Source organism: Schaalia odontolytica, assembly GCF_024584435.1.
Classification (GTDB): Bacteria; Actinomycetota; Actinomycetes; order Actinomycetales; family Actinomycetaceae; genus Pauljensenia.
The window spans coordinates 1,920,790-1,944,932 of sequence record NZ_CP102197.1 but is presented as its reverse complement, the minus strand read 5'-3'; the positions used below and the strand labels follow the sequence as shown (position 1 = coordinate 1,944,932).

Annotated in this window: 18 protein-coding genes and 1 pseudogene; 14 read left to right on the top strand and 5 right to left on the bottom strand. The window is 67.6% G+C overall.

The features are described from left to right. Positions 1-132 precede the first annotated feature (132 nt). Positions 133-1,419 (bottom strand): MFS transporter, encoded by a 1,287-nt coding sequence (locus NQK35_RS08640; protein WP_257113900.1) that lies wholly within the window; start codon positions 1,417-1,419, stop codon positions 133-135. A 177-nt stretch (positions 1,420-1,596) separates the two neighbouring features. On the opposite strand from NQK35_RS08640, the gene NQK35_RS08635 reads away from it, so the two are divergent. The 6 genes and pseudogenes from NQK35_RS08635 (at position 1,597) to rarD (ending at position 6,832) form a co-directional block, all read left to right on the top strand. Further along, positions 1,597-2,724, top strand: coding sequence for an ABC transporter substrate-binding protein (locus tag NQK35_RS08635; protein WP_257113899.1), 1,128 nt, complete (start codon positions 1,597-1,599; stop codon positions 2,722-2,724). A gap of 82 nt (positions 2,725-2,806) precedes the next feature. Further along, positions 2,807-3,837: pseudogene (locus tag NQK35_RS08630) on the top strand (FecCD family ABC transporter permease). Then, positions 3,834-4,661 carry an ABC transporter ATP-binding protein gene (locus NQK35_RS08625; protein ID WP_009212782.1) on the top strand — a complete coding sequence of 276 codons (828 nt, stop codon included), beginning with the start codon at positions 3,834-3,836 and terminating at the stop codon, positions 4,659-4,661. The pseudogene NQK35_RS08630 and the gene NQK35_RS08625 overlap by 4 nt, the downstream one beginning before the upstream one ends. A 176-nt stretch (positions 4,662-4,837) precedes the next feature. Continuing rightward, positions 4,838-5,047, top strand: coding sequence for a cold-shock protein (locus NQK35_RS08620; RefSeq protein ID WP_257113898.1), 210 nt, complete (start codon positions 4,838-4,840; stop codon positions 5,045-5,047). A 331-nt stretch (positions 5,048-5,378) separates the two neighbouring features. Further along, positions 5,379-5,597 carry a hypothetical protein gene (locus NQK35_RS08615; protein ID WP_009212784.1) on the top strand — a complete coding sequence of 73 codons (219 nt, stop codon included), beginning with the start codon at positions 5,379-5,381 and terminating at the stop codon, positions 5,595-5,597. Between the two features lie 284 nt (positions 5,598-5,881). Beyond that, complete coding sequence (rarD, locus tag NQK35_RS08610) at positions 5,882-6,832, top strand: EamA family transporter RarD (RefSeq protein WP_257113897.1); 951 nt, start codon at positions 5,882-5,884, stop codon at positions 6,830-6,832. Positions 6,833-6,838: 6 nt separating this feature from the next. On the opposite strand, the gene dnaB is transcribed toward rarD, so the two are convergent. After that, positions 6,839-8,188 carry a replicative DNA helicase gene (dnaB, locus tag NQK35_RS08605; RefSeq protein ID WP_009212789.1) on the bottom strand — a complete coding sequence of 450 codons (1,350 nt, stop codon included), beginning with the start codon at positions 8,186-8,188 and terminating at the stop codon, positions 6,839-6,841. Between the two features lie 329 nt (positions 8,189-8,517). Here dnaB and NQK35_RS08600 point away from each other — a divergent pair, with 329 nt between their 5' ends. The 5 genes from NQK35_RS08600 (at position 8,518) to rplI (ending at position 11,875) form a co-directional block, all read left to right on the top strand. Next, a complete protein-coding gene (locus NQK35_RS08600; protein ID WP_257113896.1) occupies positions 8,518-9,891 on the top strand; it encodes an MATE family efflux transporter in 1,374 nt (457 codons plus the stop codon). 274 nt (positions 9,892-10,165) lie between these two features. Then, on the top strand, positions 10,166-10,456 hold the full coding sequence (gene rpsF, locus NQK35_RS08595; RefSeq protein ID WP_009212791.1) for a 30S ribosomal protein S6: 291 nt from the start codon (positions 10,166-10,168) through the stop codon (positions 10,454-10,456). 35 nt (positions 10,457-10,491) lie between these two features. Next, positions 10,492-11,055 carry a single-stranded DNA-binding protein gene (locus tag NQK35_RS08590; protein ID WP_257113895.1) on the top strand — a complete coding sequence of 188 codons (564 nt, stop codon included), beginning with the start codon at positions 10,492-10,494 and terminating at the stop codon, positions 11,053-11,055. A gap of 94 nt (positions 11,056-11,149) precedes the next feature. Further along, positions 11,150-11,392 (top strand): 30S ribosomal protein S18, encoded by a 243-nt coding sequence (gene rpsR / locus NQK35_RS08585; RefSeq protein ID WP_009212793.1) that lies wholly within the window; start codon positions 11,150-11,152, stop codon positions 11,390-11,392. Positions 11,393-11,413: 21 nt separating this feature from the next. Next, complete coding sequence (gene rplI / locus NQK35_RS08580) at positions 11,414-11,875, top strand: 50S ribosomal protein L9 (RefSeq protein ID WP_009212794.1); 462 nt, start codon at positions 11,414-11,416, stop codon at positions 11,873-11,875. A 656-nt stretch (positions 11,876-12,531) separates the two neighbouring features. Here rplI and NQK35_RS08575 read toward each other — a convergent pair. The 3 genes from NQK35_RS08575 to NQK35_RS08565 all read right to left on the bottom strand — a co-directional run bounded on the left by NQK35_RS08575 (position 12,532) and on the right by NQK35_RS08565 (position 18,126). Continuing rightward, a complete protein-coding gene (locus NQK35_RS08575; RefSeq protein WP_257113894.1) occupies positions 12,532-14,880 on the bottom strand; it encodes a transglycosylase domain-containing protein in 2,349 nt (782 codons plus the stop codon). 143 nt (positions 14,881-15,023) lie between these two features. Further along, on the bottom strand, positions 15,024-16,490 hold the full coding sequence (gene gndA, locus NQK35_RS08570) for an NADP-dependent phosphogluconate dehydrogenase (RefSeq protein WP_009212799.1): 1,467 nt from the start codon (positions 16,488-16,490) through the stop codon (positions 15,024-15,026). 112 nt (positions 16,491-16,602) lie between these two features. Next, on the bottom strand, positions 16,603-18,126 hold the full coding sequence (locus NQK35_RS08565; RefSeq protein WP_257114792.1) for a CCA tRNA nucleotidyltransferase: 1,524 nt from the start codon (positions 18,124-18,126) through the stop codon (positions 16,603-16,605). 210 nt (positions 18,127-18,336) lie between these two features. Between NQK35_RS08565 and NQK35_RS08560 the strand changes: the two genes are divergently transcribed. Genes NQK35_RS08560 through NQK35_RS08550 form a run of 3 tightly spaced genes read left to right on the top strand, consistent with a single transcriptional unit; the run spans position 18,337 to position 24,126 of the window. Then, positions 18,337-18,807 (top strand): NUDIX hydrolase, encoded by a 471-nt coding sequence (locus NQK35_RS08560; protein WP_009212801.1) that lies wholly within the window; start codon positions 18,337-18,339, stop codon positions 18,805-18,807. Next, positions 18,794-21,184, top strand: a complete 2,391-nt coding sequence (locus NQK35_RS08555) for a DUF6049 family protein (protein WP_257113893.1) — start codon at positions 18,794-18,796, stop codon at positions 21,182-21,184. The genes NQK35_RS08560 and NQK35_RS08555 overlap by 14 nt, the downstream gene beginning before the upstream one ends. Then, a complete protein-coding gene (locus tag NQK35_RS08550; protein WP_257113892.1) occupies positions 21,181-24,126 on the top strand; it encodes a lipid II flippase MurJ in 2,946 nt (981 codons plus the stop codon). Before NQK35_RS08555 ends, NQK35_RS08550 begins: the two co-directional genes overlap by 4 nt. Positions 24,127-24,143 lie beyond the last annotated feature (17 nt).

Here is a 24,143-nt window from a genome sequence, read left to right as displayed (position 1 = left end):
TTGAAAGAAGGGTACAAGTGCGCGTGCACAACTGCGGCTCGGGGGGCGGGCTGAGCGGCGCGAGCGTCAGTATCGCACAGCTCGCGACATCGCCTGCGGGACTGCGGCAGGCGGCCTTGGCAGCGTGAGGGGCTACGCCTCCTCGTCGGCGGGCAGAGTGACGGGCACGGGAGTGTCGAGGGCGCGGATGTGGGGGATCGCGTACATGACGACACCGACGACGCAGAAGAAGATTCCCGCGGCGGTGAAGAGGACGGGGCCTCCCATCTTCTCGGCGAAGGCGCCGCCCAGGACGATGCCGACGGGCATCGAGAGCCCGAGCATCAGCTGGAAGAACCCGAGCGCGCGACCGACCTTGTCCTCCCCGACGTGCCTCTGGATGAGGGTCATGAGGGGGGCGTGGAACCACGCCAGGAAGATGCATCCGAAGCCCATGAGGGCGACGAAAGCCCAGAAGCCGCCGCGCGGGAGCAGACCGACGGCGGCGAAGGGAAGGCCGACGACGACGGTCGTGGCGCTGATGAGCAGGGCGAGGCGCTTGCCCCCGCCCCAGGCCATCATGATGAGTGCGCCGAGGAGCATGCAGGTGCCCGTGATCGCCTCGGCGACGGACACCATTGCCCCGTCGGCTCCGAAGTACTGCTGCGCCATCAGCGGGTAGACCGCCGCGAGCGCTTCGAACACCATCATGCCGGCCGTGAGGGCGACGATGAGGTAGACGAGGCCCGAGTTGGCGCTCAGCGCGCGCCAGCCCTCGCGGATCTGCCCCATGATGGTTGGGGGCATCTCGGCCTCGACGGAGGGAATCCTCGCAAGTGCCAGTCCGGCGACCGCCAGGAGCGCCCCCACGAACTCCAGGCCGAGGGTGTAGGGAAGCCCGAAGGCGGTGTAGAGGGCGATGCCGATGGCGGGGGAACCGATGTTGGCGATGGATCCGATGGCCTGGTCGAGGGTGTTGACGCGCATGAGGTGTTTCTCGGGGACCAGCATCGGCATGGCCGCGCTCATCGCCGGGAAGTGGAATGCCTGGAAGCAGCTGCGCAGCGCGGCGAAGAGGCAGATGAGGGCGAAGCTTCCGTGCCCCAGCCATGCCAGCGCCCCCAGCGCGAGCGACATTCCACCCGCACCCAGGTCGGAGATGATCATGACGGTGCGCCGGTTGTAGCGGTCGGCGGCGACGCCGCCCAGCGGGGCCAGGAGCCCGAGGGGAAGCTGGGAGAGGGCCATGACGATGGCGAGCTTGAGGGCCGAGCCCTCGGTCGTGGTGACGTGCCAGATGATCGCCCACCCCGACGCGCCGCTGGTGATGATGGAAAACGCCTGGCCGCTCCAGATCAAAGCGACCACTGCCCACCAGTTCGGTGCGAGGCTACGTCCGGAGGCGCTGACGAGCGCGGGCGACGAGGCGTCTGGAGTCATTCACACGAGGTTAGCGGGGCGTTTCCTGCCAGTCAACAGCCTGAGCGATCCGACCGCCGAGCCGACACGACCGGGGCCGGATATCACACCGCGTCATAATGTCGCGATCACTCTTGTGAGGTTCACCTAATGTTGTGTAGCATCTCCCTCGTATTCCCCGAGACACGAGAGGGCACAATGAAGACACGCCTCGCTACACTGACAACTCTCCTGGCCGCAGCCGCTCTGGCCCTCTCCGCCTGCGCGGGCGCCGGGGGAAGCGCTCAGTCCAACGCAACCACCCAGGAGACGGGAGCCTCGGCAACCCGCACGATCACGGACCACGGAGGCAACGAGGTCACCCTGCCCGCCCAGGTGACTCGCGTCGCCATCGACCAGATCCCCATCGAATCCACCTACCTGGCCTACTTCGACGGCAAGGCCCCCTACCTGGTGGGCATGAGCGCCGCCCGCGTCAAGGCCATGAGCCAGACGATCGCCGCCGAGATGGCGCCCGAAATGATGCAGGTGGACACCAGCTACTACGACAAGGGCGAGCTCAACGCCGAGGCCCTGCTCAACCTCAACGTTGACGTCGTGTTGTACAACGCGTTCAACAAGGAGCACGGCGAGATGTTCCGCAAGGCCGGGATTCCCGCCGTCGGCTTCACGACGATGGGCAACCCCTCCGACACCTACACGCAGTGGATGGAGCTCCTCGAGGACGTCTTCAACCAGGACGGCCACATGGCCGACAAGATTTCGCTAGGTCAGAACCTAATTGCCGACGCCCGCGCGCGCACCGCCAAGGTCCCCGAGGACCAGAGGGTCTCGACGATGGTGCTCATGGGCGCGGCCGACGGGCAGCTCGCGGTCGCCGGCGGCAAGGACGGCTGGTTCACCAACGAATGGGCCGACTCGCTGAACTACGTCAACGTCTCGCGCGACACCGACACCTCGCACACGCCCGTCACCTTCGAGCAGGTCCTCACGTGGGATCCCCAGGTCCTCCTCGTCACCGGAAAGGGCATGTCGAACATGACGGCGAACTCCGTCCTGACCAACTCGGTCGAAGGCGTTGACCTCTCCACCCTGTCCTCGGTCAAGAGCGGCCGCGTCTACTCCACCGGGCTGGGGATGTGGAATTGGTTCACTCCCAACCCGGATGCCCCGATCGTCGCGAACTGGATCGGAGCCTCACTGTACCCCGACCAGTTCTCCGACGTGGACCTCGTGACCATCACGAAGGACTACTACCAGAAGATGTACAACTTCACGCTCACGGACGAGCAGGCCCGACGAATCGTCAACCCCGACGCCTCCTGACGCTGGGCCCCGGCCTCGCTCAATCAACGAGGCCGGGGCTCCGTCACGCGTGTAGCTCCCGGCTCGCCGGGGAGAGGACACCATGAAGTCACTGCTGACCAGGAACGGGAGGCTGCGCGTCTGGGTGATCCCCACCCTGGTCGCCCTGATCGTGGCCTGCGCCGCCGCCGCGATGCTGATCGGGCGATTCTCCGTGTCGCTGGAGGACGTGATCGCCGCCCTGCGGGCACGCTTCGCGGGCGGACCCGCAGTGTCCCCTCGCGTCAACTCCGTCGTCTTCGACCTGCGCGCCCCCCGCATCATCGTGGCGATCCTCATCGGCGGGGGGCTGTCGGTGGCCGGGGCGTCGTTTCAGTCGCTCTTCTCCAATCCCCTGGCGACCCCGGACACGCTGGGGGTTGCGGCCGGAACCTGCGTCGGAGCCGTGATCGCGCTGCTGCTCGACTGGAACCTCATCGGCGTGCAGGCCGCCGCCCTGGGGGCAGGCCTGGCGACGATGACCTTCACGACGGCGATCGCCCGCACCCGGACGGGGTGTCGTTCAACGTCATCACGCTGGTGTTGGGCGGCGTCATCGTCTCTGCCCTCGCGAACGCCGTCCTGTCGCTGCTCAAGCTGACGGCCGACCCGACCAGCCAGCTCCCGGAGATCACCTACTGGCTCATGGGGTCCCTGGCGGCGGTCACCTACCGCCAGATCGCGCTCGGGGCCCCCTTCATCATCGGGGGCATCGTCGTCATCGTGGCGTTGCGCTGGCAGCTCAACATTCTCTCCCTGTCCGAGGACGAGGCCCGCACCGCCGGCGTGAACGTCTCCCTGATGCGGGCGGTCCTGATTGTCGCGTCGACGGTCATCACCGCCTCGGTGATATCGATGTGCGGCCAGGTCGGGTGGGTGGGCCTGCTGGTGCCGCACTGCGCGCGCATGCTGTGCGGACAGAACAACCGCGCGGTCATTCCGGTGTCGGCTCTGCTGGGGTCTGCCCTGATGATCGTCATCGACACTCTGGCCCGTTCCCTGTCGGCCTCGGAGATTCCGATTTCGATCCTCACGGCCATCATCGGGGCGCCCTTCTTTATCGTGCTGTTGCGTCGGACGGGAGGGGCGCGATGATCAGCGTTGAGGGCGCGACCTTCACCTATCCGGGCGCGCCGGCCCCGATCCTGCGCGACGTCAGCTTCACGGTTCCGGAGAGCTCCCTGCTGGCGGTCCTGGGGCCGAACGGGGCGGGGAAGACCACGCTGCTGCGCACGATGATCGGCCTGCAAAAGTGGGATCGGGGGCGCACCCTCGTTGACGGCACGGACATTTGCGCGATGTCGACGCGAGCGCTCGGGCGAATCCTGTCCTACGTTCCCCAGGCGCGTCACGCGTCCAACGTTGCCCTGACCGGCCTCGAGATGGTCATGGTCGGGCGCGCTCCCCACATGCGCACGCTCGCCCAACCGGGACCCCGCGAGGAGGCGATGGCCCGGGATGTTCTGGAGGAGGTCGGTGCCTCGCACCTGGCGGGGATGCCGTGCGCGACCATGTCGGGCGGGCAGTTCCAGATGATCCTGATTGCCCGCGCGCTCGTCGCTAACCCGCGCGTCCTCGTCCTGGATGAGCCCGAGACCGGCCTGGACTTCCGCAATCAGCTGATCGTCCTCGGACTCCTGGAGCGCCTCGTGAAGGATCGGGGGCTGGCGGTCATCATGAACACCCACTACCCCGCTCACGCCCTGCGGGTCGCGGACCAGGTGGCGCTTTTCTCGTCCACTCACGAGGCCGTGGTTGGGTCCGCTCACTCCGTGATGCACGAGGACACCCTGGCCGCCGTGTTCGGCGTGGACGTGGCGATCGGCAGCCTTCCCTTCGAGGGGGAGGACGTGCGGGCCATCGTGCCGGTGCGCCTATCCGACGCGGGCGCGCGGCCCGCGGACCAGTCGCCCCGGTAGCAATTTGTGCAGGTCAGCGACATTATTCTTCCGAGTGCGGTACCGTAATGGGGTGGTTGCGCGCACTGCGCGAAAGGCGCGTGAGAGGCGCCGATCGCTTGGTAGCGAGATCACGTCGGCCCCGCAGGCGGGTCCGATCGGTGCCCCGCCAGCGGGGCGAACACGAAGGAGGTCCCATGACTACCGGGACCGTCAAATGGTTCAACGACGCCAAAGGTTTCGGCTTCATCACCCCCGATGACCGCTCCGTTGACGTCTTCGTGCACTATTCGAACATCATCGGCCAATCTGGGCGCCGCACTCTCATGGAGGGCGAGAGGGTCGAGTACGAGGCGATCGAGGGGCCGAAGGGTCCCCAAGCCACGGATGTTGCACGAGCTGAGTGACATCGTGTGCCCGGGTGGTTCATCCACTCGGGCACACCTGTATGACGCGAGGCGATCCGCCCCATCGGGCGACACGGTATTCCCTTGCGATAACGGTCTTTTACCTTTTCTTTATTCAACAACTGTGCAGTGTCTTACAAGGCGCCTTGCGGCTATGGACCGCGATGGCGACACGCCGTAGAATAGGTACTGCACCAACGGGGGCGACGCAGGTCGGCCCCGTTTTTTGATGCCGTCCCCTGGGCGGCGCGGGCCGACCGGCCCACACAACACGCTGGCGTGCGGGGCGCGCTTCGCGCATCCGCGCGAAGACACTCTGAAGGAGAACCCCATGGATCACATCGTCAAGGCCGAGACCGCCCCCACCATGAGCCAGGCCACCACCTCGGCTTCCGTTTTCGTCGCCCTCGTCGTCCTCCTCGCCGCCCTCGGCGTGGTCGCCGCCCTGCAGGTCGCCTCCGTGTCCTCGATGGTCCTGGCCGTCGTCGTCGCCCTGACCGCCCTGATCGTCTCCCCCGCGATCATTTCGATCGCTCGCACGCGCGCCTGAGACACTGCGGGGCGCGTGAGTATCGCGCGCCCCTCCCCCGCCAGCGTGACACCGCCGAGGTGTCGCGCTTTTTCTTTGCCTGCCTCCTCCGCCTCGTGCGCCGCGGTGTGGAGGCCGGCGAACCGGGGCTCGGGGGAGGATCGAACGCGTTCCGCACCGATCCGCCAATGACGGCCGCCACACACCTCAGACGCGCACCCGGCGCGCATACGTTTTTTCTCACGTGTAGACCGCGGCGCGTATCGGCTGAGCAGCCACTGACGGAGTATCCGTAAACTGGAGGAATGAGCACCCAGAAGAACGAACCCCGCGCGCTCGCCCTCGGCATTTCCTGCTACGTGATCTGGGGCTTCTTCCCGCTCTACTTCTCTCGGCTCGCCCCCGCGGGCGCCGTCGAGGTGATCGTCCACCGGGCCGTGTGGGGCCTCGTCTTCTGCCTGGCGGCCCTGGCCGTCACGGGCTCCCTGGGGAAGGTGCGCGCGCTGATTGCCGACCGGGGTGCCCTGTGGCGCCTCGCGGTTGCCGGCGCGCTCGTCGTCGTCAACTGGTCGGTGTACGTGTACGCGGTCCTCGCCGGCCACACGACGGACGCGGCGATCGGCTACTTCATCAACCCCCTCGTCACTATCGCGCTCGGCCTCATTGTGCTGCGCGAGCGCATCACCCCCATCCAGAAGATCGCGCTCGGCCTGGGCGCCCTGGCGGTCCTCATCCTCGTCGTCGGCCAGCGCTCCGTCCCGATCACGTCCCTCACGCTCGCCCTCACCTTCGGCCTGTACTCCCTGGTGAAGAAGGACGTGGCCGCGCGCGTCGACCCGCTGGCCGGGATGGCGATCGAAACCGCCGCCGTTTCGCCCCTCCTGCTGGGCTACTACGCGTACCTCGCGGCCACGTCCTCCACGTCCTTCCATGCGCTGGCCTCCACCACCGAGGCCGGGGTGTCGTGGGGTGCACACCTGGCCCTCCTGGTGGGCGCGGGGGCGCTGACGATGATCCCGCTCATCATGTTTGCGTCGGCGGCGAGAGGCCTCACCCTGGGGACGATGGGCTTCCTGCAGTACCTGGGCCCGACCCTGCAGCTCCTCGTCGCCGTCTTCATCTTCCACGAGTCTGTGCCCACGATTCGGTGGATTGCGATGGGCATCGTGTGGGTGGCGCTGGCGTGCCTGAGCGCCGACTGGGCGCTGACCTCCATTCGGGCCAGGCGCCTGGCGCGCACCGTCCGCGACGCCTAAGCCGCCCTATTCTCCGCCGGGCTCGGGGCGTCCCGTGTAGTTGACGAAGCGCGCCATGTCACCCTGGAAGAGGGCCGTCACGGTTGCCGTCGCGCCCGCGCGGTGCTTGGCGACGATGATGTCCGCCTCGCCGGGGCGGTCTTCCTTGTCGTAGTAGTCGGGGCGGTGCAACAGGATGATGATGTCGGCGTCCTGCTCAAGCGAACCGGATTCGCGCAGGTCGCTCATCATGGGCTTGCGATCGGTGCGGCCCTCGGAGTTACGGTTCAGCTGGGCGACCGCGATCACCGGGATGTCCAGGTCCTTGGCCAGGAGCTTGAGGTTTCGCGACATGGCGGACACTTCCTGCTGGCGGGATTCCACCTGGCGTCCGCTCGTCATCAGCTGCAGGTAGTCGACGACGACAAGGCCGAGGTTCTCCTGCTGCTTCAAGCGCCTGCACTTGGAGCGGATCTCCGAGATCGTGATGTTCGCCGAATCGTCAACGTACAGGGGCGCCTCGCTCATGCGCGAGGTGGTCTCGGCCACCTTGCGCCAGTCCACGTCGCTCATCTTGCCGGCCTGCATCTTGGACAGGCGCACGCCGGACTCGGCCGAGAGCATGCGCATCGCGATCTCCTGGTTGCTCATCTCCAGGGAGAAGATGAGCGAGGTGATCCCGTGCTTCATGGACGCCGAGCGGCAAAAGTCCAGGGCGAGCGTCGATTTGCCCATGGCGGGGCGGGCGGCGACGATGATCATCTGTCCGCCGTGCAGGCCCTGGGTGAGCTCGTCGAGGTCGGTGAAGCCCGTGGGAACACCGTTGAGCTTGCCCTGGTTCTTTTCGATGTCCTCCAGGGCGTTGAGGATGTCCGAGCTCATCTGCGTCATGGACACGTAGTCGCTTCTCTCGCGCCCGTCGGAGACCGCGTACACCTCGGCCTGAGCCTGGTCGACGATCTCGTCGACGTCGCCCCCAGCGTCCGCGTACCCGAGCTGGACGACGCGCGTGCCCGCGGTGACGAGGCGGCGCATGATCGCTCGCTCGCGCACGATCCGGGCGTAGTAGGCGGCGTTTGCCGCGGTGGGGACCGAGGCGATGAGGCTGTGCAGGTAGGCAGCTCCCCCGACCTTGGAGAGCATGCCTGCGCGCTTGAGTTCACCGGCGACCGTGATCGCATCCGCGGGTTCGGCGCGGCCGTTCAGTTCGACGATCGTGTCGAAGATCGTCTCGTGGCTGGGCTGGTAGAAGTCCTGTCCGCGCAGCATCTCGGACACCACGTTGGCGGCCTCGGTCGTCAGCATCATCGAGCCGAGGACGCTCATTTCCGCGTCGATGTCCTGCGGGGGGACGCGGTCGAACTGGTCGTCGGACATGTGATCCTCTCGGTGTCGGCTCCCGGGGACGAGGCCGGGGAAGGGCCGCGGGCGCGAGCGCGGTCCTGTGGATAGAGACCCTCCAGGCGAAGACTAACGCGTTGTAGGAGATTGCGCGACCGCCGATGTGCACCGGCATGTGCACAGATTGTGGATAACCTGTGCGCAACACCGAAGCGGCCTGTGCACAGCACCAAATGACGAATCTGCCAGCACAGATATGCTCATCACACTCACATCGTTGTCATTCATTGAGCCGTCTAGAATTTCCGAGTGCGCGGCTTTCCACAGGCCTGTGCACATGTTGTGGAAAAGAAACGGAGCATGTAATGGCGAGCACCCGCGAGTCCCCCGACCCGCAGCACCCGTCGGACCCCGGGCAGGCCGAGGCCTCGTCGATCCCGCGCATCACCACGCGAAGGATTCTCTCCCTGGCTCTTCCCGCCCTGGGCGCCCTCATCGCCGAACCGCTCTTCACCGTCATCGATTCGACGATGGTGGGCCACCTGGGCACGCCAGAACTGGCGGGGCTGGGCATCGCCTCGACCGTGCTCAACACCGCCGTCGGCCTCTTCGTCTTTCTCGCGTACTCCACGACCTCCCTGGCGGGGCGGCATCTGGGCGCTGGCAGGCGCGATCGTGCCATCCGCTCCGGGGTCGAGGCCATGTGGCTCGCCGGCGCCCTCGGGGTGCTCGCCGCACTCCTCCTGGCCGTCTGTGCCTCGCCGCTGCTGTCCTGGCTGGGGGCTGACGCGGAGACCATGCCCCACGCGCTGGCCTATCTGCGTTCCTCGGCCCCCGGCCTGGTCGGCATGTTCGTGGTCCTGGCGGCGACGGGAACCCTGCGCGGCCTGCAGGACACTCGCACCCCCCTGGTGGCGGCGTCCGTGGGCGCCGCGTTCAACGTCGCCGCGAACTGGACGCTCATGTACCCCCTCGGCATGGGGGTGGCCGGATCGGGCCTGGGAACCGCCATCACGCAGAGCCTCATGGCGCTCTTCCTGGCCTGGGTGATCGTGCGCGGCGCGCGACGCGAGGGCGTCGAGCTGAGCCCCTCCGTTGCCGGAATCTTCTCCGCGGCCGCGGAGGGCGCCCCCCTCCTGGTGCGCACGCTCGCCCTGCGCGTGGCCCTCCTGGCGACCCTGAGCGCGGTGACGGCGATCTCGACGCAGGCGCTCGCCGCCCACCAGATCGTGTGGACCCTGTGGACCTTCGCCGCCTACGTCCTGGATGCTCTGGCCATAGCGGCGCAGGCGCTCGCCGGGTTCACTCAGGGCAGCGGCGAGCGGGGGGCGATGGGCCCCCTCGTGCGTCTCCTCTCCCGCTGGGGGGTCGGCTTCGGCATCGTCGTCGGCCTCGTCCTGGCGATGGCCTCACCGTGGATCACCCGCATCTTCACAACCGACACGACCGTCGTCGACTACGCGACCGTCGCCCTCATCGTCGGCGCTTTCTTCCAGCCGGTCGCGGGGTACGTGTTCCTCCTCGACGGCATTCTCATCGGCGCGGGCCGGGGACGATACCTGGCAGCGGCCTCCGTCGCGAACCTCCTGGTCTACGCGCCCGTCCTGTGGTTGGTGGCCCACTCCCCCGCGCTCACCGCTCGCCCGTCCCTGGCACTCTCGCTCGTCTGGCTGTCCTATGCCGCCGTCTACACGGGCATGCGCGCCCTGACCAACGGCCTCGGGGCCCGCTCCCTCTGAGGCCCGGCCACCCCGCCGGGGGACCGCTCGCCACGCCCACCGGCCCTAGCCCACGCCCACCGGACCTAGCCCACGCCCGAGGCATGCATGCCCATGAGCAAGGGGGCAGATCGTGAGCGATCCCGCCCTGGCGGCGAGTGCATCGGCCATGTAAAATGAGCAGCTGGACTGTCCGCATCCGCGAAGAGTCCACCGGGCCCTCACGGGCCATACGCAACGCCCTCCTGTCACGGACCGTCCGTGACCGCGAAGACCATAGGAGGTGGGAACCAACGTGCGTAACTACGAACTGATGGTGATCCTCGATCCTTCGATCGACGAGCGCACCGTCGCCCCCACGATGGAGAAGTACCTGGCACCCGTGGGTGCGGCAGGCGGATCCGTTGAGAACGTTGACATCTGGGGCAAGCGCCGTCTTGCCTACGACATCCTCAAGCGTTCCGAGGGCATCTACGTCGTCATCGACATGACCACGACCCCCGAGGTCGCTCTCGAGATCAACCGCCGCATGGGCATCGACGAGACCATTCTCCGTACGAAGCTCCTGCGCCCCGACGCTCACTGAGCCGACACCAACCCCTCTAAGCCCGAGGAGCCGACATGGCCGGAGATACCGTCATCACAATCATCGGCAACCTGACCGCCGATCCCGAGCTGCGTTGGACGCAGTCCGGTGCAGCGGTCGCCGACTTCACGGTGGCCTCCACCCCCCGAACCTACGATCGCAACGCCGGCGAATGGCGCGACGGCGACACCCTCTTCATGCGCTGCTCCGTGTGGCGCGACACCGCTGAGAACGTCGCCGAGTCGCTGCGCAAGGGCATGCGCGTCATCGTTCAGGGTCGCCTCACCCAGCGCTCGTACGAGACCCAGCAGGGAGAACGCCGCACGGTCGTCGAACTGCAGGTCGACGAGGTCGGCCCCTCCCTGCGCCGCGCACGCGCGCAGGTCACCCGCACCGCCCCCGCCGGCGGTGGCGGCTACCAGTCCGATAACCGCGGCTCCCAGGCAGGCCCTCAGGGCGGCGGATACGGCGGCGGCCAGGGTGGATACGGCCAGGGTGGCGCCAATTACGGCGCCCCGACCGGCGGCTCCCCCGAGGACCCGTGGCGCTCCGCCCCTGCTGGCGGCGCCACCTCCTTCGGCGACGAGCCCCCGTTCTAAGGTCGCGAGCTCCGGCGCCAGCGCCGGACTGCGCCACGTCGAAGACAACACGCTTGGGGCGGCATCGTCCGCCCGGATTCACTAGGAGACCATCATGGCGAAGCCCCAACTTCGCAACAAGCCCATCAAGAAGAAGGCCAACCCGCTGAAGTCGGCCAAGATCGACAAGATCGACTACAAGGACACCGCGCTGCTGCGTAAGTTCATCTCGGACCGCGGCAAGATCCGCGCTCGCCGCGTGACCGGTGTTTCCACGCAGGAGCAGCGCAAGATCGCTCGCGCCGTCAAGAACGCGCGTGAGATGGCCCTGCTGCCCTACTCCTCGACCGGCCGCTGATTAGGGAAGGACACAGCTGATATGGCTACCACGAAACTGATCCTCACCCACGACGTCCCGGGCCTCGGCCACGCCGGCGAGGTCGTTGAGGTCAAGGCTGGCTACGCCCGCAACTACCTGGTTCCGCGCGGCTTTGCCGCGAAGTGGACCGCTGGCGCCCAGAAGCAGATCGACCAGATCGCCGCGGCCCGTCGCCGCCACGAGATCGCCACAATCGACGACGCTCGCGCGGTGCGCGACGCCCTGCAGGGTGGCGCCGTCGTCGAGATCACCGGCAAGGTTGGCAAGGCCGGACGCCTCTTCGGCGCCGTTTCCGCCGCTCAGATCGCTGACGCGGTCAAGGAGCAGCTGGGCCAGACCATCGACCGTCGTCGCGTCATCATCGCCTCGCCCATCAAGGCCGTCGGCGACTACACGGTGACCGTCGGCCTGCACCCCGAGGTGTCCGCGACCCTGAAGGTCCGCGTGTCCGCCACGAAGTGAAGGATTTGCGCATCGGTTGAATGCTGAGAGGGGTGGCCCCCGCCGTCTGGCGGGGGCCACCCCTTTTTCGCGGTTGTCGCACCGAATGTGTCGCTGGGAGGCTGGTCTCTCGTCGCGCTGGCGCCGCAAACTCGCTTCTTAAGGAGACGAGCAACCGCCGGGTTGCGCTGAACAGGGCGGCCAGGGCATCAAAAGGAGGTGCTGCACCCGTTCGGGAGCAATACACCCGATCAGAAGGGGTGTCATGCATACGGATCGGGTGTAGCGCCAGCGTCAACAAGCTTGATCGCGGGCGGGCGTACCGGTAGCCGCGCATCGGACAATGGCACGCCGCGACCTGACAGCGGTCAATCAACACGCTCGCCGCCCGCTGTTTCTTCGCCGCCCGACCAAACTCCGCGTGGGGGCGCGCCGTGCAAGTTGCGCAACCACCGTGGAACGCGCCCATCCGGCGCGCCAGAGCCGCATCCTGGCGTTACAAGACACTCTGCACCGCAGTGCGCCAAGCACCGAATGTGCCCGGTGCGACCTACCCGGAGCGTCCTGCGAGCCGCGTTTATGTCGATCGAAGTCCGTGTTGCCGGGGTTGCGGACGCTGCGTGCCCCAAGGAGACCTTGGGGCACGAAACGCGGGATGGACGGGGGATCAGGCCTGCCTAGCCTCTTCGGTTGTTGCCGTTCCCGTTGCCGTTGTTGCCGTTGCCCGGCGGGTTCCCGTTGTTCCCATTTCCGTTGCCGTTGTTGCCGTTCCCGTTGCCGTTGTTGCCGTTGCCCGGCGGGTTCCCGTTGTTCCCATTTCCGTTGCCGTTGTTGCCGTTGCCCGGCTCCTCGGTGGGCGTCGCGGAGGGAGTCTCGGTGGGCGTGGGTTCGGGCGTGGGCTCGGCCGAGGACTGCGGGGCCTCACTCGTCGCGGTCGGAGCCGACGTCGGCCCGTTGTTCTGCGCCCGGCGGCTGGAGCTCACCTTCCACGTGAAATCCGTGTCCTTCAGGTTCGCCGTCGCGGGCTTCATGTAGTCGATCCAGACGTCGACCGGCCAGTCGCCGCCGTGGAACTGGTTGACGCCACCGACGTTGTCGAGCGGAACGGAGTTGCCGTCGTCGTCCGACTGGTACATCGACACGGCGGTCACCATGCCGGGAACGAAGCCGATGAACTGCGCCGACAGCTGATCCGACGAGGTCCCGGTCTTGCCCGCGGTCGTCAGGCGCGGAATGGAGCGATCGACGTTGCTGGCCGTCCCGTCGCCGCCGGTCACCGCCTCGAGTGCCGGCATGATCGAGGAGACCTCCTCCACGTCGAACATGCGCTTGGGCGTCACGTCCCCGCTGTACAGAAGCTTGCCGCGCGAGTCCTCCACCTTCTTCACGATGTGCGCATTCACGCGCTCTCCGCCGTTGGCAATCGTCGAATACGCGGTCGCCAGGTCGATGTTGTGCGGAGAGGCCGACCCCAGGACGTTGAGAAGCTCGTCGTTCAGGCCCAGGGTGTCCTCGGGAATACCGGCATCGACGGCAGCCTCGAGGGTCCTCTGCGGACCCACATCCAGGTTCAGCGCGACGTACGCCGTGTTCATCGAGTACTCGGTGGCACGCACGAGCGTCACGTTCCCAAACGAGTAGCCGCCGTCGTTGGAGACCGGCACGCTCATGCCCGGGAAGTACTGCGGAGACTTACCCGAGTACGTGTCGTAGACCGATCCATCCAGGCGAGCGTTGGCCAGCAGCGCAAAGGGCTTGAACGCCGATCCGGCCATCGCGATGTCCTGAGTGACGGCGTTCTGCTGGCGCGCCAGGTAGTCGGCGCCCGCGTACTCCGCAAGGATCTCGCCGGTGGCCGGATCCAGGGACGACAGGGCGACGTGCTGGTGGGTCGGATCCCATCCGCGCACCTCGTTCATGCCCTCGGCGGCGGCAACGGCCTGCTCCTGGTGCTCCTTGACGATCGTGGAGGTGATGCGCAGGCCACCCTGGCTGATCTTATCCTCATCGAACTGGCCGGACTTGATCAGCTCCGACCTCACCTGGGCCATCAGGTAGCCGTTCGTGCCGGTCATGGATTCCCTGTTGAGGGTCTCCGGGTCGATCGTCTCGGGGAACACCGCCGCATTCGCCTCGGCCTGCGAGATCCAGCCGTCCTCCACCATCAGGCCCAGGACCCTCTCCCACCGCTCTTTCGCCTTCTCGGGGCTGATAGCGGGATCCCATGCCGACGGCGCGGGGATGATGCCCGCGATCATCGCGGCCTCAGACAGGGTCAGGTCCTTCGCCGGATGCCCGAAATACGCATGGGCGGCCGCGTCGATTCCATAAGCGCCGCGCCCGAAGTAAATGGTGTTCATGTAGGCGCCGATGACCTCGTCCTTGGACTTCTCTCGGTTGATCTTGATCGCCAGGACGGCTTCCTTGAGCTTGCCGCTATACGACGTGGTTTCACCGATGTAATAGCGCTCGACATACTGCTGGGTGAGCGTTGAGCCACCCTGGCGCGCGCCGCCCCGCAGGTTGTTGATGAGGGCGCGGGCGATACCCTTCAGGTTCACGCCCGAGTTCGTGTAGAACGTGCGGTCCTCGGAAGCGACGATCGCCTTGGAGACGTAGTCGGGCAGCGTCGACGTGTCGATAATCTGGCGGTTGATGTCGCCCAGGGTCCCGATCTCCGTCGTGCCGTCCGCGTAGTACACCGTGGTCTTCTGAGCCAGAGCCAGGTCGTCGGGGGCCGGCACGGCCAGGGTGTTGTAGAGGTACAGGAAGACACCCATACCGGCGATGAAGGCACCCAGAATGAGGGTGAGGATCGTGAAGCCAATGCGCTTGGGCCAGCGCCTCTTCTTCTTTGCGGGCCCCTTCTTGGCATCGGACGGGGCGGCCGCGGCCTTCCTGGATGCGCGCGACCCCGGAGCGGAGCGCACCGAACGCCGCTTGGGCAGGTGGCCCTGCCCCGACGCGCCTGATCCTTCCGACCCGACGATGTCGTTCCAGTCCGTATGTCCGTTGTGAGTCGCCACGTGTTCGCCCTTTCAGCGGATAAGGTTGTACCCCTAGCGTAACCGTGTTTGCGGGAAGATCCCCAAAGTATGTGCTGCGACACAGGGAGTGGGTGCGCAGCCGCTCGCCCACCCCCCGTGCGATGTCCCGCGCGTCCCGACGCTCAGGACCACTGCTCCTCGGGGCGGCCAGGCTCGGCCCATCGCGTGTGGAAGACACCTTCCCTGTCGATGCGGCGGTACGTGTGGGAGCCGAAGAAGTCCCGCTGACCCTGGATGAGGGCCGCCGGAAGGCGCGTCGCGCGAATCTGATCGAAGTACGCCAGCGAGGACGCGAACACCGGAATCGGGACTCCGGCCAGCGCGGCCTGGGAGACGATGCGACGCAGCGCGGGCGTGCACTCCTGGAAGCGGGTCGCGAAAGGCTCGGCGGCCAGCAGGAGCGGCAGGGAGGGATCGGCCTCGTAGGCGCGCGTGATGTCATCAAGGAAGGCCGCGCGGATGATGCAGCCGGCGCGCCAGATGCGGGCCAAGGCCCCCTTGTCGATGTCCCAGCCGTACTCGGCCGCCCCCGCCTCGATCTCGTCGAAGCCCTGCGAGTAGGCGACGATCTTGGAGGCGAAGAGGGCGCGTCGCACGTCCTCCACGAACGCGGCCCGGGCCTCGTCCGTCTCGATGACGAGGGGCGTGGCGTTGCCGGCGAGCTTCTGCCCGGCCGCACGCTGAGCGGGTTCACAGGAGGCGCCGCGCGCGAACGTCGCCTCGCCGATCGCGGTCACGGGGACCGCCAGATCCAGGGCGGTCTGAACCGTCCACTTGCCGGTCCCCTTCTGCGAGGCCGCGTCGACGATGAGATCGACGAGGGGCACCCCCGTGGACGCGTCCACCTGGCGTAGGACCTCGGCCGTGATCTCGATGAGGTAGGAGTTGAGCTCGCCCTCGTTCCAGGCCGCGAAAATATCCGCGATCTGGGCGGGAGTGGCCCCCAGGCCCTCGCGCAGGAGGGTGTACGCCTCGGCGATCACCTGCATGTCGGCGTACTCGATGCCGTTGTGGACCATCTTGACGAAGTGGCCCGCGCCGTTGGCCCCGATGTACGTGCAGCAGGGGACGCCGTCGTAGGTGGCGGAGATCGCCTCGAACATGGGGCCGAGGCGTTCGTAGGAGGCCCGGGTCCCTCCCGGCATGATGGACGGCCCCCACAGGGCGCCCTCCTCGCCGCCGGAGACGCCTGCGCCCACGAAGTGCAGGCCGCGCTCGGCCGCCCACTTCTCGCGGCGGATCGTGTCGGCGAACAGCGAGTTGCCGCAGTCGACGATGATGTCGCCCTCGTCCATGAGCGCGGCGAGCTGTTCCGTGACGGCATCCGTCGCGGGACCCGCCTGCACCATGATGATGGCCACGCGGGGTGCGCGCAAGGATGCGACGAAGTCCTCCAGGGTCGAGGAGGGAACGAAGGTCGCCTCCTCGCCGTGCTCGGCCATGAGCTTGTCGGTGCGGGCGGGGGTGCGGTTGAAGACGGCTGTCGCGTAGCCGTTGCGGGCCAGGTTGCGCGCCAGGTTCGCTCCCATCACGCCCAGTCCGTACACGCCGATGTCGGCCGACGCCTTCTCGGGGGTAAACGTGCTCATCGGGAGAGCCTCCTTAGGATTCGTTTGGTTGTCACCAGCCTACGGCGGGGCACCGAGGGGTGCACCGCGCGCAGGCGTGAGGATGGTCGCGCGAATGCGCCGCGAGCGGCCCCTACTGGGCCTCGCGCGCGGCCTTCGCCGCCGCCTTGCGCGCCTTCTTCTGCGCGACCTTCTCCTCCCAGCGAGCCTGCTGCGCCTGGTACTCCTCGGCCAGCGCGCGCACGTCCTCCGACGCCCACCAGTGGAGCAGGGCCTCGCGCGCGTCCTCCTCGCCGAGGGGGCCGCGCTCCATGCGTAGCTCCAGCAGGTAGTCGCGGGCGATCTTGACGGCGCGGGAGGGCCGCAGGCCCAGGATCTCCATGATCTGGTCACCGTCGAGGTCGGGGCGGATCGCGTCCAGCTCCTCCTGCTCGCGCAGGGCAGCGATGCGCGCCTCGAGGTCGTCGTAGGCCGCGGACAGGTAGGCGGCCTTGCGGCGGTTACGCGTCGTGCAGTCGGCGCGCGTGAGGCGATGCAGCCTCTCCAAAAGGTCTCCAGCGTCCGCGACGTAGCGCCGCACGGCGGAGTCCGACCAGGCGGCCTCCCCGTAGCCGTGGAAGCGCAGGTGAAGGGCGACCAACGTCGAGACGGCCTCGATGGTCGCCTTGTCGAAGTGCAGGGCCTTCATCCGCTTGCGGGTCATCTTCGCGCCGACGATCTCGTGGTGGTGGAAGGACACCGACCCGTTGGCTTCGAAGCGACGGGTGGCGGGCTTGCCGACGTCGTGCATGAGGGCCGCGAAACGCAGAACGAAGTCCGGGGCGGGGACAGGCCCGTCGGGTCCGGTCTCTAAGTCGATGGCCTGTTCGACGACGGTGAGCGTGTGCTCGTAGACGTCCTTGTGGCGCTTGTGTTCGTCAACCGTGGACACGAGGGCGGCAACCTCGGGCAGGACGATGTCTGCGACGCCCGTGTGGACCATTAGCTCGATGCCGCGACGCGGGTAGGGCGAGATGATGAGGCGTTCGAGCTCGGCGCGGATGCGCTCCGCCGAGACGATCTCCAGGCGCGAGGCCATGGTCTCCATGGCGTTCATGACGTCTTCGTCGACGTCGAGGCCCAGCTGTGCGCTGAACCTGGCCGCCCGCATGATGCGCAGGGGGTCGTCGTCGAAGGACTGCTCGGCAGACACGGGGGTACGCAGGTTTCCGGCGGCCAGGTCGGTCAGGCCGGCGCAGGGGTCGACGAGCGCCATCTGCGGCAGGCGCATCGCCATGGCGTTGACCGTAAAGTCTCGGCGCGTCAGGTCGCCCTCGAGCGTGTCGCCGAAGGTGACCTCGGGCTTACGCGAGCCAATCTCATACTCGTCGGTACGGTAGGTCGTCACCTCGACGACAACGTCCCCTCGCCGCCCGCCGATCGTGCCGAACTCCTTGCCGATGTCCCAGGTGGCGTTGCCCCACCGGGACAGCAGCTCCTCGGTGCGCTCCGGGCGCGCGGAGGTCGCCATGTCGAAGTCGTGGGGCGTCACCCCCAGGAATGCGTCGCGCACAGGCCCCCCGACGAGCGCCAGCTCCTCCCCGGCGTCGCGAAAAATCGTGCCGAGTTCCATAATCGCGGGCGGGAGCGCGGCGAAGGTCCTCGTGGCGTTCGCCATGAGGGTAGGAATGTCCGTTGTTTCGCCGTTTTGCGTGCTCACGGTGCCGTTTCTGGGGGAGGCTGACTGAGTACTCATCGCTCCTAAGCATGCCAGGAAAGCCCCCTGGTCGACTACCGGGGGCCACCCAACGGCTACAGTGGAGTCATGCCTGCACGTTCAGTTGACCGCCGAGCCGGGGTGCCCAGACCCCCGCGTCGGTCCGCTTCTGTGCGCGTAGGCCGCTCCCACCTGCCGATTTCCGCCGAAACCAGCGCGGGTGGCATTGTCGTTGACGTACGTGACGGAATTCCCTATGCCGCGTTGATCGCCCGGCGCAACCGGGCGGGCCGCGTCGAGTGGTGCCTGCCCAAGGGCCACCTGGAGGGTTCGGAGACCCCGCAGCAGGCGGCGCTGCGCGAGGTCGCCGAAGAGACCGGCATTCACGGTCGCATCATCCGCCACCTTGCCTCGATCGACTACTGGTTTTCTGGCAACGATCGCCGCGTTCACAAGGTCGTTCACCACTACCTCATGGGCTATGAGTCGGGGACCATCTGCGTCGACGGCGATCCGGATCACGAGGCCGAGGAGGCCGCGTGGGTCCCCCTGAGGGACGTGTCACGCCAGCTGGCCTACCCCAACGAGCGCCGCATCGTGCGCATCGCCTTGGACCTGCTGTATCGGGATGGCCGTGACTAGGCGGGCGGCATGGCTTGCCGCCCTGTGCGCGGTCGTTGCCCTTCCCTTCGGTCTCGGTATCGACGAGGCCGGGGCCGCCCCGGTGCCCGCTTCGGCGTCGGGGTCGAGCGAGTCACGTCCGGCCGTCATGGGCCCGGCGTCCACGGAGTCGGGACTATCCGTTTCGATCGACTCTCTCTCTCCGAGAATCATCACGAACGAGAGCGAGCTAGTCGTCTCCGGCACCGTACGCAACGCGTCCCCAACGACGCTCGCGTCCGTGTCCCTCGAGGTCTTTGTGACCAACGAGACGCCCATCTCCGTCGCCGCGCTGACGACCGCGCTGACCGAGGATGAACCCGACGCCACGCACGCGGCCTCGACATCGCTGTCCAACGTGGCCAGGGGCGCCACCGTCGCCTTCGAGATCCGCATACCCACCTCCGCGCTGCCGCTGACCGACACCGAGGAGTGGGGGCCTCGAGTGACCACCGTGACCGCCACCTCCGGCGAGTACTCGGGCAAGGACCGTTCCATCATCGTGTGGGATTCGGGGACGCAAGTCTCCGCGTCACGCATCACCACGCTCGTCCCGTGGACGTCGGCCAGCGCCTCTCAGGACCAAGCCGAGCGCTCGGCGGTGCTCACTCTTGCCGCAACCGCGGGCGTGACTCTTGCCGTCGATCCGCTCCTGATTCCGCGCGGCCCGCAGCCCACGGCCTCGCCGAGCCCGTCTCCCGCGCCCGAGCCGGGCCAGTCTGGCCAATCGGGGGACGACACGCAGTCCGACTCGCCGACGGCCTCGCCGAGCGCCACGCCCTCCCCCACGCCGACGCCCGCGCCCACCGCGACGGATCCAGCGGTACGCTCACGCGACCTCCAGTCGGAGGCCTTCGTGTCGGCCTTCATGTCGGCCGCGACGGAGGTCGTCGCCTTGCCCGAGGGCGACGCCGACCTCGGCGCCCTCGCCCTGTCGAGCAACTCCGACTTCTGGGCGCGCGCAACTCACTCGATCGGAAGCTTCCCCGCGACGCCTCGCGAGGCCGGCTGGGTGGCCCCCACGCCCTCCGCTTCCGCCCCCACGCCCTCCGCTTCCGCCCCCACGCCCTCCGCTTCCACCACCCCATCGCCCGACTCGCCGTCGCCGAGTGCGAGCCCCGCCCCTGCGGGGAGCGGTCAGAGCGGAGCAACGACGACGACACCCGACGAAGGGCCGACGATTCTGCGCGACGTTGCCTGGCCGGCGGACGCCACCTTCGGCACCGCGCTGCTGGCCAACTTCGCCTCCCCCGACCAGCTGACGATCGCCCCCGCCTCGGCCCTCGCTCCGGCCGACGAAGTTCCCTTCACCTCCTTCGCGCGCGTCAATGTCGATCCGTCAAGTGGCGAAACAACGACGGACGGCACGGGGGCACGGGTCCTCGCCCAGCAGGGGGACATCGCGTCTATCCTGTCCTGGAACGCCACGGGAGGCGACGAACTGGACGCCGAGCAGGCCCTCACCGCCATCACGGCGATCATCGCACGCGAGCGGCCCTCCTCCTCGCGCACTGTCTTCGCGGCCGCCGCCCGGGGCACCGCCGTCAACGAGCGACTGACCCACCGCGTCAACGCGCTCTTCTCCCCGCGCTGGGTGAGCGCTCTGTCCTTCACCGACATGGCATCGAGCGAACCCACCGACGTTGAGCGCGTGACCGTCACGGCGGGCACCCTCGAAGCCGACACGTCCACCGCCATCGACGCGATGGCCTCCTCTCTCGAGCGGCTCGCCCCCCTTGCACGCGCAACCGACGACCCCGATGCCGTCTACGACTCCGTCACGCCGCAGCTCCTGCCGTCCCTGTCGGCCGAGCTCTCCGCCTCCAAGCAGCTGGAAGCGGCTACGGCCTTGACCTCCCAGGTCACGAATCTGCTGTCTTCTGTCACCGTCGAACCCTCCTCGGCCGTCAACCTCATCAACAAGTCGGCCAACTTCCCCGTGCTGGTGCGCAACAAGCTTCCCTGGCCGATCCGCGTCGACGTCACGTTGATCCCCGACGACCCGAGGCTTCGCGCGACGCCGGCCCTCTCCCAGGTTCTCGCCGCCCGAGGCGCCACCACGGTCGAAGTTCCCGTCGGAGCGATCGGCAGTGGCGACATCAAGGTGACCTACAAGGTCACCACACCCGACAACGTCGTCCTTGACGACTCCCAAACCGTCACCGTTCGCATGCGAGCCGGCTGGGAGGATGCGATCACAGCGGTCATCGCCTCGCTCTTCGGCCTTCTCTTCCTCGCGGGAATCACGCGTTCTCTGCGCAACAGGGCGGCGAGGAGGGCGCAGGCGCGGAGCGCCGAGAGCGCACCAACGGCCACGGCCAACGAATCAGCGACCGCCACGGACAAGGAGACACCATGAGCTCGAACACGCCTCGTCGATCGATCCTGAGGGCGTCGGCGCTCATGGCATCGGGCACCATGGTGTCACGCATCCTCGGCTTCGTGCGCAACGCCATGCTCATCGCGGCGGTGGGAGCCACCGCCGGCGGCGTGGGCGCCGCCTTCCAGACCGCCAACACCCTGCCCAACACCGTCTTCAATCTCCTCGCCTCGGGTATCTTCGACGCGGTCCTGGTCCCCCAGATTGTGGGGGCCATCAAGCGTCGCAATGATGGCGACACCTACGTCAATCGCCTGCTGACGCTGGCCGGAACGGTCCTGTTCCTCGTGACCTTCGTGACGATGGTGCTCGCACCCGTTCTGGTCATGATCACAGCGGCGGGATACACCGACGACATCCGTCATCTGGCGATCCTCTTCGCCCTCCTGTGCCTGCCTCAGCTCTTCTTCTACGGGTTGTACAACCTGCTGGGCGAGCTTCTCAACGCCCGGGAGATCTTTGGTCCCTACATGTGGGCACCGGTCGTCAACAACGTCGTGGGCATCGCCGGACTCGGGGTGTTTCTCGCGATCTGGGGAGGAGCCCCGGCGGGTGGCATCCCCGCCGCCGACGTGACGGGCGCGCAGTTCTGGGTCCTCGCCGGTTCGGCGACGCTGGGCGTCATCTGTCAGGCGCTGTGCCTGCTGTGGCCGATGAGGCGCGCGGGCGTGTCTTTCACGCCGGACTTCCACTTCCGCGGCACCTCCTTCGGGTCAATGCCGAAGGTCGCGGGCTGGACGTTCGCCACGCTCGGCGTCTCTCAGGTCGGCGTCCTGTCAACGAACAACCTGGCCGCCATGGCGGACGGCTTCATCGGCCGCAACGGTGCCCAGGGGGGAGTCGTGGGCATCCTCGCCTACTCGACCGCGTTCATGATCTTCATGGTTCCCCAGTCCCTCATCACGGTCTCGCTGACGACGGCGATCTTCACCCGCATGGCCGGTGCCGTCGCCGACGGGGACGACCGCGCGGTGGCCGACAGCTACCACCTGGGCGTGCGCACGATCACCTCCCTGACGCTCGTGGCGGCCGCCATTTTGATGGCCGGTTCGGTGCCGATGATGGAGATCGCAATGGCCGCCAAGGGCGGCGATCCCCAGGCGGTCACGGCCTACGCCCTCGTCCTCGCCTCCCTCATGCCGGGCGTCGCGTCGACCGGCATGGTTCTCATGAGCCAGCGCGTCTTCTTCGCCTACGAGGACGTCAAGCCCGTGTTCCTCATGGGCATCGGGCCAACGATCATCCAGGTCATCGTCGGCTGGTCGCTCTTCGCCCTGACCGGTGAGCGCTGGTGGGTCGTTGCCGCCGCGCTCGGCGAGACCGCCTGCCGACTCACCCAGGGCGTCATCGCCGTCGTGTGGGTCTCGCGCGAGAACCGCTTTGTTGACCGCGCGGGACTTCTGCGCTCCTACGCTTCCTATGTGGGTGCGGCCGTGGCCGCCGGGATCGTCGGCTTCGCTGCGCTGTGGCTTCTCGGGGTTCACACCGGTGTCGACTCGACACTGGCACGCATGATTCTCGCAGCAATCAAGCTCGCCGTTGTTTCGCTCGTCACCGGCCTCGTGTACCTGCTCGTCCTGCGGTTCGCCGCCCCGCGCGAGTCCGCGACGATGATGCGTCCCCTCCTGGCGCGCCTGCGCGTGCCAGCCGCTGTGGTGAACATCCTGACAGCCTCTTGCGCGCCAGCCCAGGACGCAACTGCGATAATGGCGGCACACACACCCAAGGAGACGGAGGAAACAATGGCCCCCGCGCCCGAACGTACCGGCGAGGAGAAGGACCTGCCCTCCTTCGACGAGGTGCTCTCCGCTCAACCCATTCCGCAGCCGTCACCGTCGGAGGCCTCGACGGGTGGGGCATCTGCGCATACTCCCCCGATCCCGGCTCCCGACGAGCCATTCGCTTCCGACGCGCGCGAGGAAGGCGCGGGCGCGCAGATCCCCGCCTCGCTCGCCGAGTACGGCATCGAGCCCATCGAGGCCTCGTCGGACGAAGCGCTCGTTCACGCGACGGCCTTCCCCATCGCTCCCCCTCCGACGCAGCCCGCGGCCAGCGGATACGAGCGCGGCGGCGAGGTCAATCCCGAGGACTATCCTCACCCGACTCCCCGGGAGGACGCCCCCTCGACCCACCAGATCCCGCGCGTGCGTCCGCTGCGCGAGGCTCCCATTCCCGCCCCGCCCAGCGATGGGCCGACCGAGGTCATGGCTCCCGTCGCCCCCGCTGCCAGCGCCGCGGCGGCCACCTCTCCGGAGCCACACCAGGCTCCCTCGACCGGTGCGTCACAGCTCATTGACCCGACGCGACCCGCACTCATTTTCGGTGTCGTCCTGTTCCTGATCGGCGCGATCTGGGGTCCGTGGATGGCCACGCGCCCGGTCACCGACCTGGATCTCACCCAGTCGCTTCTCGCGGGCACCTCCACGCAGCAGTCCGACGACGAACCGGCTCCCAACCTGACGACGACCCCTCCGCCGGAGGCGACCGTCACGCCGGTGATCTCCTCGGTTCAGGTCCTGTCGTGGAACAACGACGACGGCGATCACCCGGATCGGGCCATCAACATGATCGACGCCAACCCGTCGACGTCGTGGAGTTCGCGCTGGTTCGACATGAATCAGTTCCGTGACGAGACCGCGGTGACGATTGTCGTGAAGCTACAGAAGAAGGCGACCGTGTCGTCGGTGACCCTCACCATGGACCCGGCCACGTCCGGCGGCGAGATCGTGGTGCGCAACGTCACGGACCCGTCCAACCCTCGCGGCGGAACAGAAGTGGCGACGTCCGCGTTGTCCCCAACGACGACGATCAAGCTGCCCACGCCGATCGAGACTGACTCGATCGCCCTGCAGTTCCGTTCGATGCCCAAGGGCCAGGACGGGCGCAACTGGGCGTGGATCTCCGAGCTTACAGTTGAGTAACCCTGAAGGAGGGTACG